Below are 17,659 nucleotides of genomic sequence, written 5' to 3'. Positions count from 1 at the left end.
TTATCTACAATGGATTCAAGATCTAAATCAAAAGGTTGACCTAAGAATGGGGCTATATTTTCAAATGTAAAAGCTTGTATATGTTATTGTAGTATAAGGTTCAAATTTTCTAAATTTGCAGTGATTTTTCTGCGGTAATGCCTATTTTTGCAAGTATAAGCTCACAATTTGAATAACTGAATTCATTAGTATCCTCAATTTATATTCTTTCTTGAAATATATTTATGTATATTTTTCAAACACAACTCAAATAGATATCGTACTGAGTGATCGATTTCACTGTTAAGTACAAATACTATGTATTATCACAATAACGATATGCCCAACATATATCAGATATTTAAACTAAATTTAAAATTTTGAATGCTCAGGTAATTACAATTATGCGCTGGCATACACAATAAAAGTCAGCTATACAAAACCATGATAAATAATAAAAGTGGTAAAAAAATATGAATATAATCAAGTTAAATTTAATGCTCTTTAGCCCACTACTCCTCACCGCTTGTGCAACTAATGCATTATTTGGTAATTCAGAAACAGAAATAACGACTAAAACTAAAATTGCACTACAAGATCAAATTATTGCAATAGGACGTACAAGCCAACCCATCCAAGGTTATGAAAATGCTTTAGTACTTGCAGGACAAACCCATAGTTTTTTTGTCCAACCGAATATAGATTCAAATAATTCTGTTGATTTATTTCAAAAAATTTTCAGCCAGATTGATTTAAAGTCTTTGTATCTAGCTCCTGCTTTAGATAATGATGCTATGACACAGATAAATACTCATCAACACAATTCAATTTTACTTAAAGTTGATGAAAAACTGAAAAATAATCGTTCAGTTCCTTACATAACCAGTCTGTATTTTATAAAGAAAACACAATTATTGACGGCAAAAGAAACATCAACACTCAAAGATTTAGGTTTCAAATGCCAAACCGAATTAACCGATTATCCAAAACAAACATTTTGTATCCGTACCATTCACACTCAAATCACACTCGCCTCGAAAGTTCAAAATTTGAATCAATTACAGTACAAATTAAAACAACCAATTGATATTCAATATCAAGTCACTACAACATCGCGTAACTATGGTCGCCAAGCTTTTAAAATTTTTACTCCACTGACTGTGGCTTTCGATATTGTCACGAGTCCAATTCAAGGAGGTATTTTTATATTAGCTTCAATGCTTGGTGCGCCTGGTAGTTTGTAAACTGAATGTTTTATTCAAAAGATATCGCCTTAACTGTCCCCCCTTTTACGAATAAATTGTCCGTATGAAAGAAGCTGAACTTGGTGCCTTGTGCCAATTACCCTAAAAATCATTGTGATAAACTGCAAATCGTTTTATAGCTTAGGTCTTGGTGAATATTTGAAAAATATTTACACTCAAGATCAAGCCAAAAAAACAATTTTAGACTCAAAATTTTAGTAAAAGTGGAACAACATCATGGCGAACAAATTTGAATTTCAAATCCGTGTATATATCGAAGACACAGATGCAGGCGGAATTGTTTACCATGCCAATCATATTCGCTTTATGGAACGTACACGTACAGAATGGTTACGTGCATCAGGGATTGACCACTATTGGCATCAAAAAGACTATAACTTTGTAGTCCATAAAATAAATGTGAAATATATGCGTCCTATACTGATGGATGACTTAATTACTGTTACAGCACGTGTAGTTTCGTGTAAAGCAACGTCTTTTGTATTGCAACAAAATATATATCGTGGTGAAATCACACTTGCTTCTGGTGAGGTTGAATTAGCATGTTTAAATGCTGAGATGAAACCTTGCCGAATTCCGGATGAAATCCGTGATTTAATTCAACGTGAATTAGCTCACGAATAAAAAAAATTTAATTGGCACATGTAACTATGGCAACTCAACAACTCGAATCTTCTCTTCACGTTTCTGATTTAATTTTACAAGCAAGCCCTGTCGTACAACTGGTGATGCTCGTATTGGTACTCGCCTCTTTATTTAGCTGGTATCTGATTGCCAAGTTACATATGGGTTATAAAAAAGCCCGTCAAGGAGATGAGCATTTTCAAAAAATCTTCTGGTCTGGTGCTGAGTTAAATACTTTATACAATAACGCTCAACTTAACTCTAAACGTGAAGGCTTAGAGGATATTTTTTATCAAGGTTTAAGCGAATTTTTAAAACTGAAAAAACGTCATGCTGAAACAGCACCAATGATCGAAGGTACTGAACGTATTTTACGTGTTGGTTTAAGTCGTGATCAAAGTCGCTTAGAACAAGGCTTAAGTGCCTTAGCAAGTATTGGTTCTGTTGCACCTTATGTCGGTTTATTTGGTACTGTCTGGGGTATCATGAATGCCTTTATTGGTCTTGCGCAAGTTGACCAAGTGACGTTAGGTACGGTTGCACCTGGTATTGCTGAAGCCTTAATCGCAACTGCAATTGGTCTTTTTGCGGCTATTCCTGCTGTATTAGCATTTAACCATTACACGGCAAAAGGCGAAGAAGTTTATTCAGATCGTGCACTTTTTGCCGAAGAAATGGTGGCGCTGTTACAACGTCAATCTGTGGGTTCAGCACAGGAAAATGACTAATGGCAATACAACGTTCAGGACGCTTTGAACGCGTTAAAAAACCTTTAAAGAGCGACATGAATGTCGTTCCTTATATTGATGTGATGTTAGTTCTTTTGGTGATTTTTATGGTCACTGCACCAATGATCACCACAGGAATTGATGTTGATTTACCTCAAGCGAACAGTACACCTATTGAGTCCAAAGAAACGCTAGCCATTGTTACTTTAGATAAAGACGGGCAATACTTACTCAAAGATGATACGCATAAAAATGAGTCATTGTCTTTGGAGCAATTAAAAGAAATTTTAACCCAAGCACAAACTGACTCAGAAACGAAACAACAAAAATTTAGTGTTTTAGTCAATGGTGATAAATCTCGCCCTTATGGTGATGTTATGAGCCTGATGTCTGCATTACAAGAAGCTGGACTCAATCAAGTTGGGTTACTCACAGAGCCATTAAAGTAAGTTATGAAAGATTTCAATAAGCCACAATCAAAAGAAAATGCGATTGCACTTGGATTTACCCTTGGTGTCCATGTGGTGGCGATTGTTGGCTTACTTTTTCTAGGGATGAGTAAACCACTTGAACCACCAAAACAACTCAAAACTGTTTTAGTTAAACCTGAAGATATTATTCCTCCTGAAGCTGAGCCTTTAGAAGTTACAGACTCAACTGAAACAGCCGATACTCAAACTGCTGAAAATATCCAACAAACAGCCGAACCTGTTGCGGATGCACCAAATATTCCTGTAACTGCTGTACCTGTTCCATTGCCAGTTCCTGCTCCTAAAGTAGATCTGCAAAAAGCTGCTGCTGAGGCAAAAGCTGCAGAAGCAGAGCAAAAGGCTGCCGAAGCAGCAAAGGCACAAGCTAAAGCGGCTGAAATGGCACGTTTAAAAGCAGCAGAAGCTGAAAAAGCACAAAAAGAAGCTGCTGAAAAAGTTCGTCAAGCTAAAAATGATGCTGAAAAAGCAAAGGCTGAAGCTAATGCTAAAGCCAAAGCTGAGGCTGCTGAAAAAGCTAGACAAGAGGCTAACGAAAAAGCACGTCAAGCTAAAGCCGATGCTGCTGCAAAAGCGAAGCAAGAAGCGAACGAAAAAGCGCGCCAAGCCAAAGCTGATGCTGCTGAAAAAGCTAGACAAGAGGCTAACGAAAAAGCGCGTCAGGCTAAAGCCGATGCTGCTGAAAAAGCTAGACAAGAAGCAAACGAAAAAGCGCGTCAGGCTAAAGCCGATGCTGCTGTAAAAGCGAAGCAAGAAGCAAACGAAAAAGCACGTCAAGCTAAAGCCGATGCTGCCGCAAAAGCGAAGCAAGAAGCAAATGAAAAAGCGCGCCAAGCTAAAGCCGATGCTGCTGCAAAAGCGAAGCAAGAAGCAAATGAAAAAGCGCGCCAAGCTAAAGCTGATGCTGCTGCAAAAGCAAAGCAAGAAGCAAACGAAAAAGCGCGCCAAGCCAAAGCCGATGCTGCCGCAAAAGCGAAGCAAGAAGCAAACGAAAAAGCGCGCCAAGCCAAAGCCGATGCTGCCGCAAAAGCGAAGCAAGAAGCGAATGAAAAGGCGAAAGCTGATGCTGATGCAAAACGTAAAGCTGATGCTGAGGCAAAAGAACAAGCAGCCGCTGAAGCCAAAGCCTCTGCTGCTCAAAAAGCCAAAGAAGAAGCCACGACTAAACGAGCTGAAGCGAAGAAAATTGCATCTTCTGCAAAACGTGATTTTGAAAATAAAGTTCGTAGTGCATGGCGTATGCCAAGCGGCTCTTCAGGGCAAAAAGCTTCTGCTCGCGTAACGCTTACGGAAACTGGTGGCGTCGCATCTGTTGTTGTAAATGCGTCTGATCCTGATGTAAAAGCAAGTGTAGAACAAGCTGTACGTTCTGCCGCACCATTTCCAATGCCATCAGATCCAGATGCACGACGTGAAGCACGTAGTTTTACTGCAAGCTTTACCGTGAAATAATCCTAAAAATTAAACCCTGTTTCGGCAGGGTTTAATTTTATAAATATCAGATATATTTAAAAAAAATAAAGCATCTACTTTTTATTATTCTTTAAATAACGATCCTTTTTAACTTAGCCAATATAATCAAAATATCCTATAAACTTATTATGTTCTAATGCAGTTTCAAAGAAAAATTGAATCGACTTTAATAGCAAAATAAAGTCTTGAAATGAATCATGATCACTATAAGGCGGATCTTCTAAATTCCATTCAAGTTGTGCAAATTTTTCAATTTCTTCAAGTTGTTCATCTAGAGGATCATCCCAAAATTCATGTGCCCATTCCTCAAAAATTTTAGGTTGAGTTTTTGTATAATCAAATAATGTCTTAATATGATTCACAACATCTTTTTGTTGTTGGCGATCAAATGTCACCAAGCGACTCATTAACACGTCATTACTTAAATCTAGATCTTGCACATTATTTTCTTTAAAAAATTGTAAAGCTGTTAAATCAGGAAAAGAACCCACAATATCTCGCAGTATGATTCCAAAAATATCAGAACGTGAAGAAAAAGATAAATTTTTAGGAGCTTCCTCATCCTCAGAATTAAACCAAGCCACAGAAATTGGTCTTTTTTCCTGTGTGAAAAATACATAATCTCTATGCTGTGACATGATTAATATCTCATTTTTTATTATGAATAAGGTGTAATTTATCTCATCCTTACTATTGTGCATAGCCACCGCTCTCTAAATTTTGTAGAATAGTGCTTTATTTCCTACGGTTTCGGTTATGACCTCTTGGACACCTCATGTAACAGTGGCAACTGTTGTTGAAAAAGATGGAAAATTCCTTTTTGTAGAAGAACATACAGAAGGTGTAACACATACTGTATTTAACCAACCTGCGGGGCATGTTGAATGTGATGAATCCATTATTCAAGCCGCAATTCGTGAAACGATGGAAGAAACAGGTCATGCTGTCGAAGTCGATTCATTATTAGGAATTTACACGTATACCCCTCCAATGTTTCCAGATCGTACCTATTACAGATTTTGTTTTCTTGCTCATGTACTCGAATATTTTCCTGAAGCTGAGCTTGATACAGGCATCATTGGTCCAAAATGGATGACCTTAGAAGAACTCCTTGATACAGCACGTGCGCGTAGCCCATTGGTGATTAAAGCTGTACAAGATGCACTTTCTGGGCAAAAATACCCGCTTTCGCTCATCTATGAGCACCAAAACTCTCCTTTAATTTCAAATTTGGATGCTTAGTCCTATGCAACAACGTGTCATCGTCGGTATGTCAGGTGGTGTAGATTCTTCTGTTTCTGCTGCACTTCTTCTTCAACAGGGATATCAGGTTGAAGGGCTGTTCATGAAAAACTGGGAAGAAGATGATGGCACAGAATACTGTACAGCAATGGAAGATCTTGCTGATGCGCAAGCAGTCTGTGACAAAATCGGCATCAAGCTGCATACAGCTAACTTTGCAATGGAATATTGGGATCGTGTCTTTGAACATTTCCTTGCAGAATATGCCGCTGGTCGTACACCAAACCCAGATATTTTATGTAATAAAGAAATTAAATTTCGTGCATTTTTAGATCATGCTGTGAACTTAGGTGCAGACTTTATTGCAACTGGACATTATTGTCGTCGTGGTGAAACTGCAACCAATTCACGTGGTGAAGAATATACGCCTCTTCTGCGTGGTGTAGATAACAATAAAGACCAGACTTATTTCCTACATGCTGTACATGGACGTGAAATTAATAAAACCTTATTCCCTGTCGGTGAAATTGAAAAACCTGAGGTGCGTAGGATTGCCGAAGAACTTGGTTTAATCACTGCCAAAAAGAAAGACTCAACAGGGATCTGTTTTATTGGTGAACGTCGTTTTAATGACTTTTTAAAACAATATTTACCTGCTCAACCTGGAAAAATTGTTTTAGATACAGGAAAAGTGGTTGGTGAACATCACGGCTTAATGTACTATACGCTCGGTCAGCGCGGTGGGATTGGTTTAGGTGGTCTCAAAGGCGCAGAAGAAGGTGCTTGGTTTGTCTTATATAAAGACATTGAAGGCAACCGTCTTGTCGTGGGTCAAGGTCATGAACATCCACTCATGCAAAGCACAACTTTATGGTCAGAAATGATTGATTGGGTTGCAGGTGAACAAGACATTCCTGAAACAGGTTTTAAATGTACCGCAAAAACTCGTTATCGTCAGCCTGATCAAGCATGTACTCTTTATAAAGATGCTAGCATGCCAAATGGCGTACGTGTCGAATTTGATGAACCACAAAGAGCAGTTACTCCTGGTCAAAGCGTCGTGTTCTATGTAGATGAAATTTGTTTAGGTGGTGGTGTCATTCATCATACCAATGCACCAAAACCTGATTTTATTGATTAAAATTCTTTAACTTATTTGAAAGGAATTTAGGCATGGTTGAGTTGCCCTTTCAACAGCCTCAAACTTTGAATCAACGCCAAAATAAAGCTTTGGCGTTAGCAGCTGTGTTTCAAGCAACACAACTCACGCATATGACTGCAATTTCTGGTCGTCAAAGTATTGGTGAAAGTGGTAATTTTTATTTTGAACAACTCATTAAAGCCAGCCTAAATATCCGTCCTTCTGAAAATCAATCCTCTCAGACCTTAGATTTTTTTCATCAATTATCTGATATTTCTTTGGGATTAAAAACATTAGAAAGTAGCATTACCCAACCCTTTACTCCCACACCTAAATCTAAAATTCCTAAACTTTCTAGTGCAAAACTTCCTATGTCTTATGCGATGTCACTTTTAACACTAGAAAAAAAAGTATATAGCAATCCAAAGTTTGTTGAAATCATTGAAAATGCTCAACAAAAAATTTTGAAACAACTCTCCTTTTTTGATCAAGACTATGCTCATCCAAGTATTGTGGCTAATTTAGCACAAACTTATGTTGATACTGCGGGGCAAATCAATCCGCGCATTTTAGTCCGTGGTAATGCCGAAGCTTTTAAAGATCCTGCACATACTAATCGTATTCGTGCATGTCTTTTTACAGGTTTGCAAATGGCACATCTATGGCGTCAACTTGGGGGTAGCTCTTGGAACATGATTTTTAGCAAACGTAAATTGCTACGAGATATTCAAGACCTTGCTCGACTTCAGTTTCAGATTGTTTAACTGAAAAATATGTCGAACTTTTCCGCTTTTCGTTTTAATTCCAAAGTCTAAGGAATCTCTATGAACGCTTTAACTGCACTTTCGCCATTAGATGGACGCTATGCCAGCAAATGTGATGCTCTTCGTCCTTACCTCTCTGAGTTTGGTTTAATCCATGCTCGTGTGACCGTTGAAGTGCGTTGGTTACAAGCGCTTGCAAACCGCCCTGAAATCACTGAAGTTCCTGCTTTTTCTGCTGCAACCAATGCTGCTTTAGATGCGATTGTTGCTGACTTTTCTGAACAAGATGCTAACCGCATTAAAGAAATTGAACGCACGACGAATCATGATGTAAAAGCAGTTGAATATTTCTTAAAAGAAAAAATTGCAGGTATTGAAGAGCTTAAAAATGCAGGTGAATTCATCCACTTTGCATGTACTTCTGAAGACATTAACAACCTTTCTCATGCTTTAATGTTGAAAAATGGTCGTGAAGTTCTTGTAGATTCTATGCAACAAATCGTAGATTCTATCGTTGCTTTGGCTGAAACACATGCTGAACAACCGATGTTATCTCGTACACACGGTCAAACAGCAAGCCCAACAACTTTGGGTAAAGAAATGGCAAACGTGGCGTATCGTTTAGCGCGCCAAATCAAACAATTCAAACAAGTTGAATTATTAGGTAAAATCAATGGTGCTGTAGGTAACTACAATGCGCACTACTCTGCTTATCCTGAAATCAACTGGCCTGCTCATTCACAAGCATTTGTTGAATCATTAGGTTTAACATTCAACCCATATACCACTCAAATCGAACCACACGATTACATCGCAGAAATGTTTGATGCATTACGTCGCTTCAACACTGTGTTAATCGACTTTAACCGTGACGTTTGGGGTTATATCTCTTTAGGTTTCTTCAAGCAACGTTTAAAAGAAGGTGAAGTGGGTTCATCAACCATGCCACATAAAGTTAACCCTATTGACTTTGAAAACTCTGAAGGTAACTTAGGTATTGCCAATGCTGTCTTGGCTCACCTTGGTGAAAAATTACCTATCTCTCGCTGGCAGCGTGACTTAACTGACTCAACTGTTCTTCGTAACATGGGTGTTGGTTTGGCGCAAAGCTTGATCGCTTTTGAAGCTTGCTTAAAAGGTATTGGTAAACTTGAGTTAAATGCAGCACGTATTCTTGAAGATTTAGACCATGCTCAAGAAGTTTTAGCTGAGCCAATTCAAACAGTTATGCGTCGTTATAACGTTGAAAAACCATACGAAAAATTAAAAGCACTTACTCGTGGTCAAGCCATGACACGTGACATGATGGTTGATTTTGTCAATGGTAATGAGCTTGAAGCTGTTCCTGCTGCGGATCGCGCACGTTTGGCTGAAATGACACCTGCAACTTATACAGGTAACGCTGCTGACCAAGCAAAACAAATCAAAGATCTTATTTCTAAAATCTAATCGATTCAGAAAACTAAAAAGCGAAGTCTAGACTTCGCTTTTTTTGTAGATCGTATTTTATTCAAAAAATTATGGTAATGGGCAATAACGCATCCAATCTGCTTGCATTTTTTCCAACTCATCACCCGTGAGAATATCACTATAATAAATAAAATAAGTCGCATCTGGATATTGGATTTTATGTCGATAGAGCATGCCACGTAAAGACACTAAAAGCTCTTCAGGAAAATCTCCATCGAGTTGATCAAGCTCTTCAAAATCATAGTTAAAATAACAATTTTGCGATGCAATAAATGCTTCGATGATCGCCATACTCAAAACCCAAAAATTTAAATGTATATTTTAGCGGATTTACATTAAAAATCCGACTTAAACGCTATAAAGCAGGTCAAAAGTAGCAGTATTTCCTACTTTCGACCTATTCACTTTATCCAAATATAACAATCGACTGCAATAATTCCTCATCAATGGATGTATTTTTCAATTCAATCGAAAAATCACTAAGCGTGCTTTGTTGCTGATTATTGGATGCAGGTTCTTGACTTGGAACATCAGAAAATTCATTTAAAATTTGGTCTACATATTGCTGCGAAAGCATATTTTCCTGTTGTTGCAATAAAGCATTTAAACCAGCTTCTGACTGATCAACCACTTTAGTTTGCGACATAGGCAAAGCCATTTCATCTACAACCAATGTGTCTAATAATGTTGAAATTGCATGATCATCTTCAAGCATAAATGCTGCTGTTGTGACTTCAGCCTTTGCTTGCTCTGGCGCAATAACAGTAAAATGAAATGGATCACTCATGGCACTACTATTGGTTGCGGCATCCATTTGTGTAAATGTAAAGCTGTGCTCACCTAATGCCAAATCTTTGGCTGGGGTGAATGTCCATTTACCTGTATTATCTACCGTTACAGTTGCAATGGCTAAACCATTATCATAAATCGTGACGATTGCACCAGACTCACCTGTACCTGCAAACTCAGGACGAGCATCATCTGTTTGACCTTTATTTGAAATCGTTTCTTTATTTTCTGTACCGACATCATCTGTCACTGTTTTTAAAACCACTTTATTTGGCGCAATCGTATCTTTAGTTCCAACAACTTTTGTTGTTTCAGAACGATTTCCTGCTTCATCATAGGTATAAATATCTGCAACTGCTTTATCAGTCAAACCACCATCTAAAGTGATTGTAAATTTTCCACTTTCGTCCGTTTTTCCAGCACCAATTAAAGTACCGTCTTTATTATAAATTTCGATTTTTTGGTTAGCACCTGCTTGACCTGTTACTTCAGTACCATCGCTATTTAGCTCTGCGCTTACTGCATCAGGCGCGATAGTATCCATTCCAGCCTCTATCGCTAAATCGGCAGATTGGTTACCTGCTTCATCTGTAACATTTATCGTTGCTGAGTCTTTTTCCGCTAAAGCAGGTTTAATTTGAATAGAAAAATAGCCCTGATCATTGGCTACACCTGAGCCAATTTCCACACCATCACTATTTTTAATTTGGACTTTACTATTGGCTTCAGCATAACCTTGTACTTGATCTCCTGATTGACTGACTTCAACGGTAGGTTGTTCAGGTGCTAAAGTATCTTTACCCACAATCACTGAACTTGATTCAGATTTATTGCCTGCCGCATCTTCAACAATAACTTTTGCTTCATCTCCTTGAGCCAATGCTGGTTTTAAAGAAATTGAAAATGTGCCATCTGCTGCAACCGTAACAGGACCTGCAAGTAAGTTTTTACCTGTCACATCATAAATATAGATTTTTGCGCCTGCTTCTGCCTTACCTGAAATAATACTGCCTTCAGCATTAATTTGTGCATTTGCAGCATCAGGTGCAATCGTATCTTTTGTCCCTGTTATAACAGTCGATTTTGACTCATTGCCTGCTGGGTCTTTTGCATAAATCAGAACTTTTTCATTATTAATAATTTCTCGATCTAAATTTAGCTTAAAATTTCCATCTGCATCGACGGTTGCTTCACCAATCAATTTTCCATTAATGTCTTTAACATAAATGGTTGCGCCAGCTTCTGATTTTCCAGTTAATACCTTTCCATCAGCATCTAAACTTGCACTTGGTGTTGCGGGTGCAATTAAATCTGGTGTACTGCTACTATCATCATCGTCTTTGTCATGGAATGCAGCTAAATAAATCCCTTCAAGCCCCAATAAAATCAAAACAGGTTTAACCAGTTCTTTTTCATACCATGCAACTTTTTCAGTTTCCTCTGCTGTCGCAGCCTGAGGTTGTTGCACTGCTGCTTGACTGTGTTCAAGCTCATCAACTACACGTTTTGGGTCATAATTAATATGATAACCTTCAACCGTGATCACTAACTCTTCAAAAATGCCTTTGCTATTTGTTAAAACCACTTGATGCGGTGTATGTTGACCGTCTACAAAGAAATTTTCTAATATAATTTTTTCACCATTTTTAAGAATAATGATCGCATTATTGCCTGCATACTCAACTGAGGTGATGTCCTCTTTGCTATAGCCCAAGCGTACAATAGAAGCCTGATTTAAAACAATATGTTTATTTTCTGAGTTTTGCAAAGTTACCAAAGTTGATTTATCTAACACGATAATGCCTGTCATCATTCCCTCTTTTGAAATCAACATTTTATATAAAAGGCTAAGCTAACAAATGTATCGTCAAAGCACAATCAAGAACGACTGAATTAATTACAATTAAAAATCATTATAAACATATAATTAACTCACTTTTTTCTTTAGACTCTGATTAAAACAGCCAATAAGATGTAGAGACAAAAAAGCCAATGATTTATAAAAATTTAACAACGCAACATTGGATCAGTTTAGCCATCCTCTTACTTGCCATTCTCATTGCCAGTATTCACCCCTTAGAGTTTGAATCTTATCTATTACATCAAATTGGCACAGTACTCATGTTAATCATGCTTTTGATCTGCCAGAAGAAAATAGGACTCAGCTATCCAACATTTTTACTTTATATTGTTTTTTTACTCATTCACGTTTCAGCCGCACATTATTTATATTCCTATGTTCCTTATAATGATTGGATTAAATCAATATTTCATTTTGACTTAAATCAAGCGATGGGTTGGCAGCGCAATATGTATGATCGTTTTGTTCATTTTGGTTATGGCATATTACTCTATCCATTCTTTTATCGTTTATTTCAAGTTGCTTTGCCTCATCTAAGCCCTAAAGCACTATTTTTGATTAGCCTCCAATTTATTATGGCAAGTAGTTTATTTTATGAATGGATTGAATGGTGGTTAGCGATTGGTTTATCGCCAGAACAAGCTGAAAACTATAATGGGCAACAAGGTGATGTATGGGATGCACATAAAGATATGTTTCTAGCAACAATAGGCGCATTATTTACGGGTTTAATGATCTATTGGAAATCTACTCAAGCGCAGTTAACTGCTAAATAACATAAACAATAAAAATGCCAATCTTTTATGATTAGCATTCAAAGAGATCAAAAATAATCTAGAACTTAAAGTTTAGGGTCACGCATTTGCACCAAACTTGCATTAGCTTTACTCAAAGTATCGACCAATTTATTCATGACAGAAGGGATTAAACTATCCGCCATTTGTGCAGCTTGTAAACCCAACTTTTCACCTAAAGTTGGCTTACGGCGGGTTTGAATAGCATAAACATCATGTTGCGGAAGTAAACTTAAAAGATATTCATCAGATGTTTGTAATTTATCAACTAAATTCAAACTTAAAGCATCTTCACCATACCAATGTTCACCTGTAGCCACTTTTTCTACATTTAATTGTGGACGATACTTTTCAACAAAATGTTTAAACAAAGCATGTGTCTGCTGCAACTCTTCTTCAAACTTTGCTTTGCCTTCTTCGGTATTTTCACCAAACATGGTGACCGTACGTTTATATTGCCCTGCTGTATACAGCTCAAAATCAATATTATGTTCTTTCAATAAACGATTAAAATTAGGAACTTGTGCAACCACACCAATTGAACCAACAACTGCAAAAGGTGCAGAAATGATTTCAGATGCAATACATGCCATCATATAACCGCCACTGGCAGCAACCTTATCAACACAAATGGTTAAATGGAAACCCGCATCACGTAAACGTACCAATTGCGCTGCTGCCAAACCATAGCCATGCACCATACCACCCGGACTTTCTAGGCGTACCACAACACGATCACGTCCTGATTTTGCAGTCGCTAAAATTAAAGTGATTTCTTCACGTAAATTTTCAACTGCTGATGCTTGTACATCACCTTTAAAATCTAATACATAGATTTTCTGATTGTTCTTTTTACGCGCACGTGCTTCTTTTGCAAACTGTTGAGTTAATTGCAGTAATTCAAGTTTTGATGCTGTAGTTTGTGCAATTTTTTTTCGTTGTTCATTAATTCGTGCATTTAAATGACTCACACGAATTTCAGCAGGTAATGTAGGTAAATGAAATAGCATATAAATTCTAATCTCTTGAGACAATCGTTGCTTTTTAATAAAGATGCGGTCAAATTAGACTAAATTCAATGACTATTTTGAAATTTTTAAAAATATAAACCTCAGTAACTCATTTATGAACCATATTTCTGATCTATATTTAGTTTTTATCCAATTGAATATGATCATTATATTGACATCAAAATACATATTATAAAAAAAGCACCTTACGGTGCTTATTCACATCTTCAGCAATTAAGCTTCTGGTGCTGGGCTATACTGTTCAACAAGTGCTTTTAACTCACCATTTTGGAACATTTCTAGCATAATATCGCTTCCACCGATCAACTCGCCATTGATCCATAATTGTGGAAATGTAGGCCAATTTGCAATTTGTGGCAAAGTTGCGCGAATATCTTGATTTTCCAAGATGTTTACATAAGCAAATGGACGACCAATTTGGCTAAGTGCTTCTACTGCACGTGCAGAGAAACCACATTGTGGGAATTGTGGTGTACCTTTCATGTAAAGTAACACTGCATGTTTAGCAATTTGATCGCGAATTAACGCTTCTGTATCACGTACTTGTTCAGTCATTGATTAAATCCTCAACTCATCTGCCTGCATTATACCTAAATCCATCATAAAGAGTATGACTTCAAGATTATTTCCAATTTTATTTGTATTTGGGCTTTAAATCTGTGTCATATTTTGCTTATATAAACTTTTATTTTTTACTTCTCAGACAAAGAAAAGAGTTCGTCATGAATAACGTTACGCTCGCTCCAATACAACCTGATCAACCTTCACATTTGATGCCTGTATTTAGCCGTCAACCGATCAGCTTTGTGCGAGGACGAGGCTCTTATCTATATACAGAAGATGGCACAGAATATTTAGATGCGCTTACAGGTATTGCTGTATGTGGTTTAGGTCACGCACATCCTGTACTTGCAGAAGCAATTGCAGAACAAGCGGCAATCTTGATTCATACCAGTAATATTTACGAAGTGCCTTGGCAAACGGCTGCTGCACAAAAACTTGCTGAAGTTTCAGGCATGGAAGAAATTTTCTTCTCAAATAGTGGTGCAGAATCAAATGAAGGTGCAATTAAAATTGCGCGTAAATTTGGTCATTTACAAGGGATTGCCAATCCTAAAATTATTGTTGCTGATCACTCTTTTCATGGTCGTACTTTAGCAACACTTTCTGCAACAGGTAACAAAAAAGTTCAAGAAGGCTTTGCTCCTTTGGTTGAAGGTTTTATTCGTGTTCCATTTGGTGATGTAGAAGCGATTGAAGAAGCTGCAATCAACAATCCTGACATCGTGGCTATTTTAGTTGAACCGATTCAAGGTGAAGGTGGTGTCAATACAGCACCTCAAGGTTTTAGCTATTTAGAAGATATTCGCCAGATCTGTAATCAACACAACTGGTTAATGATGCTCGATGAAGTGCAAACAGGTAATGGTCGTACGGGTCAGTATTTTGCGTATCAACACACAAATATTATTCCAGATGTTCTCACCACTGCTAAAGGTTTAGGGAATGGCTTCCCGATTGGCGCTGTGATGACTCAAGGGCGTGGCGTTGGTGTACTGACAGCAGGTAATCATGGTTCAACTTATAGTGGTACACATTTAGGTTCACGTATTGTTTATACTGTGATTGATTTGATCCAAAAAGAAAATATTGTGGCAAATGCTGCTGAAATTGGTCAGTATTTAGTGGAACAATTCCGCACTCAGCTTGCAGAACAACAAGTCACTGTGCGTGGTTTTGGTATGATGATTGGTATTGAATTACCAAAAGACTGTGGTGATCTGGTCAATATTGCACGCGATGAACACAAGCTGATCATCAATGTCACTTCTGGCAATGTTGTCCGTTTACTGCCTGCGCTCAACATGAATAAAGAACAAGCGGATGATCTTATTCAACGCTTAGTGCCTGCAATTAAAGCATTTCTTGCCTAAATAAAATCAGATAAATCAATGAGTATCTTCGTGATACTCATTTTTTATGCCTAAAAAAACCGAGCTATTTAAATAACTCGGTTAATTTGCTAATGAGTGATGCACTTATAAAAAATAAAACTTAATTATAATAATCAAGAAGCTTCTTGATAAATACGCCCACCGGGTAATTGACTAAAATACTGTTTTAAAGCATCTAAACAACGATGAATTTTCATTGGTTGTTGTTCACGTTTCAATGTCATTGCATTTAAAGTAAAGGTTGGTAATTTCCAATCTGGTAATACTTCAACCAATGTCCCATTCATTAACTCTTTTTGTACATCTAAATATAAAATTCGCGCAATACCATGTCCATTTTGACATAAAGATTTCGCAACAAATACATTATTGGTTTGTAAACGATTCTGCATTTCTACATGAATGTTTTCACCCGATACTGCATGCTGAAAAGCAAAACTTTGGTAATTTTTCATGATATTAACAGGAATTAAATCATGATTAATTAAATCTTCAGGACGTGCAATTGGTGCAGTTTGATTCAAATAACTTGGTGATGCCACCAACACTTGGTCAACACGTGCCAATGGTATTGCAGTTAAATTATTCGAATCTTCTTCTTTTGCACACATGCGAATTGCAATATCAATACGCTCTTGAATTAAATCAATAAATTGATTATCTGCTTCAAAATGTACCATCAATCCGCGATGTGCAGACATCCAATGAGACAAAGCAGGAACAACATGCGTCGCACCTAATTCAGGTGTGGTTGCAATACGTAATTCACCGACTAAATCATCTCTCAATTCATTAATACGAATTTTACCGCGCTCTGCTGCTGCGAGCATTTCTTGGCAACTATGAAAAAAGGCTTGACCAGCTTCTGTTAAACTCAGTTTACGTGTAGAACGATGAAGCAGAGTTACTTCCATTTCTTGTTCTAGGGATCGAACTTGCTGACTAACGGCACTGGTTGTGATGCCAAGCTCGCGCGCAGCACCACTGAATGAGCTTTTTTCAACGACACAAGCAAATACACCCATCGCTCGAAGTTGATCTAACATAAATTTCCCTCTGAAATTATGAGATGCTTCACACTTTTTGTTAAAAGCAACTCATTGTATTATACGAAGAAAATATATATTTGCATTAAATAAATTAGACAGATGGTAAAATATTTGCTGGATTAATCGGTTTTCCATCTAAACGAATTTGAAACTCTAGCATAGTTTGGGTAGCACCAGATGAGCCCATTTCCGCAATTTTCTGACCAACCGTGACATTATCGCCACTTTTCACTAAAATTTTACTGTTATGAGCGTAGGCTGTTATATAACCATTAATATGTTTAACTAAGACTAAATTACCATATTCTTTTAGACCATCGGCAGCATAAACCACCTGCCCAGCCGCAGCAGCAACAACTGGATCACCGACATTGCCACCAAAACGAATACCTTTAATATTTTGAGCTAAATTATAGTTAGCAATCACAGCACCATTAGATGGTTTAACCCAAACCAAACCATTTGATGCTACAGTTGTTGGCGTTGTGGTGCTTGGAACTGTTGGTGTTACAGGAATAACTGGTGTTGGCGTTACAGGCTTAGCTGTTGTTGTGGTCTGGTTACCTGGTAGAGTAATTGTTTGACGTTGAATACCTGTATCAGTATTACTTAATGCTTGTGTAGCTGGTCGATTATTATTTGTACTATTTGATTTTTTTAGACGAATAGATTGATTCACATAAATACGATATGGCGGTGCAATATCATTCATTTCAGCAACACTGATATAACTTAAGCCATAACGTGCAGCAATACCACTCAATGTATCACCTGAACGCACAGTATAATAATCAGGTGCATTCGCATAGCGAACAGGGTTATTAATTTGTGGTTTTGACGCACAACCTGTCATGACTAAAGTAGTAATCACAGCGGAAGATAAAACGATGGCATTTATCCAGCTTTTAGGTGATAGATAAAGTTGCTGTGATCGTAACGAAAGCATTGATTTCTTTCTCCAGAAATAGTGTTAAGTTGTATAAGATTAGCAAAAAAGCCAAGCTTT

At 37.4% G+C, this 17,659-nt stretch carries 18 protein-coding genes; 11 read left to right on the top strand and 7 right to left on the bottom strand.

The features are described 5' to 3' along the window. Positions 1-452: 452 nt before the first annotated feature. From HX124_RS02080 to HX124_RS02060, 5 genes are all read left to right on the top strand, one after another. Positions 453-1,223 (top strand): YidX family protein, encoded by a 771-nt coding sequence (locus tag HX124_RS02080; RefSeq protein ID WP_286381791.1) that lies wholly within the window; start codon positions 453-455, stop codon positions 1,221-1,223. Between the two features lie 237 nt (positions 1,224-1,460). Next, on the top strand, positions 1,461-1,868 hold the full coding sequence (ybgC, locus tag HX124_RS02075) for a tol-pal system-associated acyl-CoA thioesterase (protein ID WP_107007766.1): 408 nt from the start codon (positions 1,461-1,463) through the stop codon (positions 1,866-1,868). A gap of 26 nt (positions 1,869-1,894) precedes the next feature. After that, on the top strand, positions 1,895-2,596 hold the full coding sequence (gene tolQ / locus HX124_RS02070) for a protein TolQ (protein ID WP_107007767.1): 702 nt from the start codon (positions 1,895-1,897) through the stop codon (positions 2,594-2,596). Then, entirely contained in the window at positions 2,596-3,045 is a 450-nt protein-coding gene (tolR, locus tag HX124_RS02065; protein ID WP_107007768.1) for a protein TolR, read from the top strand. Before tolQ ends, tolR begins: the two co-directional genes overlap by 1 nt. A 3-nt stretch (positions 3,046-3,048) precedes the next feature. Next, a complete protein-coding gene (locus HX124_RS02060; RefSeq protein WP_286381790.1) occupies positions 3,049-4,536 on the top strand; it encodes a TonB C-terminal domain-containing protein in 1,488 nt (495 codons plus the stop codon). 113 nt (positions 4,537-4,649) lie between these two features. Here HX124_RS02060 and HX124_RS02055 read toward each other — a convergent pair whose 3' ends face one another. Further along, complete coding sequence (locus tag HX124_RS02055; protein ID WP_107007770.1) at positions 4,650-5,195, bottom strand: hypothetical protein; 546 nt, start codon at positions 5,193-5,195, stop codon at positions 4,650-4,652. Between the two features lie 118 nt (positions 5,196-5,313). Between HX124_RS02055 and HX124_RS02050 the strand changes: the two genes are divergently transcribed. The 4 genes from HX124_RS02050 to purB are packed head-to-tail and all read left to right on the top strand — an operon-like array spanning position 5,314 to position 9,153. Then, complete coding sequence (locus HX124_RS02050) at positions 5,314-5,799, top strand: NUDIX hydrolase (protein WP_107007771.1); 486 nt, start codon at positions 5,314-5,316, stop codon at positions 5,797-5,799. Positions 5,800-5,803: 4 nt separating this feature from the next. Beyond that, positions 5,804-6,940 carry a tRNA 2-thiouridine(34) synthase MnmA gene (gene mnmA, locus HX124_RS02045; RefSeq protein WP_286381789.1) on the top strand — a complete coding sequence of 379 codons (1,137 nt, stop codon included), beginning with the start codon at positions 5,804-5,806 and terminating at the stop codon, positions 6,938-6,940. Positions 6,941-6,972: 32 nt separating this feature from the next. Beyond that, entirely contained in the window at positions 6,973-7,704 is a 732-nt protein-coding gene (gene hflD / locus HX124_RS02040) for a high frequency lysogenization protein HflD (RefSeq protein WP_286381788.1), read from the top strand. A gap of 60 nt (positions 7,705-7,764) precedes the next feature. Continuing rightward, positions 7,765-9,153 carry an adenylosuccinate lyase gene (gene purB, locus HX124_RS02035; RefSeq protein WP_107007773.1) on the top strand — a complete coding sequence of 463 codons (1,389 nt, stop codon included), beginning with the start codon at positions 7,765-7,767 and terminating at the stop codon, positions 9,151-9,153. A gap of 69 nt (positions 9,154-9,222) precedes the next feature. Here purB and HX124_RS02030 read toward each other — a convergent pair whose 3' ends face one another. Next, positions 9,223-9,465, bottom strand: a complete 243-nt coding sequence (locus tag HX124_RS02030; RefSeq protein WP_286381787.1) for a hypothetical protein — start codon at positions 9,463-9,465, stop codon at positions 9,223-9,225. A gap of 115 nt (positions 9,466-9,580) precedes the next feature. Next, positions 9,581-11,773 (bottom strand): Ig-like domain-containing protein, encoded by a 2,193-nt coding sequence (locus tag HX124_RS02025; RefSeq protein ID WP_286381786.1) that lies wholly within the window; start codon positions 11,771-11,773, stop codon positions 9,581-9,583. Between the two features lie 182 nt (positions 11,774-11,955). Here HX124_RS02025 and HX124_RS02020 point away from each other — a divergent pair, with 182 nt between their 5' ends. Next, a complete protein-coding gene (locus HX124_RS02020; RefSeq protein WP_286381785.1) occupies positions 11,956-12,600 on the top strand; it encodes a DUF2238 domain-containing protein in 645 nt (214 codons plus the stop codon). Between the two features lie 65 nt (positions 12,601-12,665). On the opposite strand, the gene sohB is transcribed toward HX124_RS02020, so the two are convergent. Together sohB and grxD are read right to left on the bottom strand one after the other, a co-directional pair. Further along, positions 12,666-13,628, bottom strand: a complete 963-nt coding sequence (gene sohB / locus HX124_RS02015) for a protease SohB (RefSeq protein WP_286377740.1) — start codon at positions 13,626-13,628, stop codon at positions 12,666-12,668. Between the two features lie 234 nt (positions 13,629-13,862). After that, the gene (gene grxD / locus HX124_RS02010; protein ID WP_107007778.1) at positions 13,863-14,204 is read right to left on the bottom strand and encodes a Grx4 family monothiol glutaredoxin; all 342 of its coding nucleotides are present in this window, start codon (positions 14,202-14,204) and stop codon (positions 13,863-13,865) included. A gap of 167 nt (positions 14,205-14,371) precedes the next feature. Here grxD and HX124_RS02005 point away from each other — a divergent pair, with 167 nt between their 5' ends. Continuing rightward, complete coding sequence (locus HX124_RS02005) at positions 14,372-15,583, top strand: aspartate aminotransferase family protein (RefSeq protein WP_286381784.1); 1,212 nt, start codon at positions 14,372-14,374, stop codon at positions 15,581-15,583. Between the two features lie 134 nt (positions 15,584-15,717). On the opposite strand, the gene HX124_RS02000 is transcribed toward HX124_RS02005, so the two are convergent. Beyond that, positions 15,718-16,650, bottom strand: coding sequence for a LysR family transcriptional regulator (locus HX124_RS02000; protein WP_107007780.1), 933 nt, complete (start codon positions 16,648-16,650; stop codon positions 15,718-15,720). A gap of 94 nt (positions 16,651-16,744) precedes the next feature. After that, complete coding sequence (locus HX124_RS01995; RefSeq protein WP_286381783.1) at positions 16,745-17,599, bottom strand: peptidoglycan DD-metalloendopeptidase family protein; 855 nt, start codon at positions 17,597-17,599, stop codon at positions 16,745-16,747. Between the last annotated feature and the right edge of the window lie 60 nt (positions 17,600-17,659).

Source organism: Acinetobacter sp. 226-1, assembly GCF_030329325.1.
GTDB classification, from domain to species: domain Bacteria; phylum Pseudomonadota; class Gammaproteobacteria; order Pseudomonadales; family Moraxellaceae; genus Acinetobacter; species Acinetobacter sichuanensis.
The sequence above is the reverse complement of the archived record's forward strand: the minus strand, read 5'-3'. Positions and strand labels throughout refer to the sequence as shown.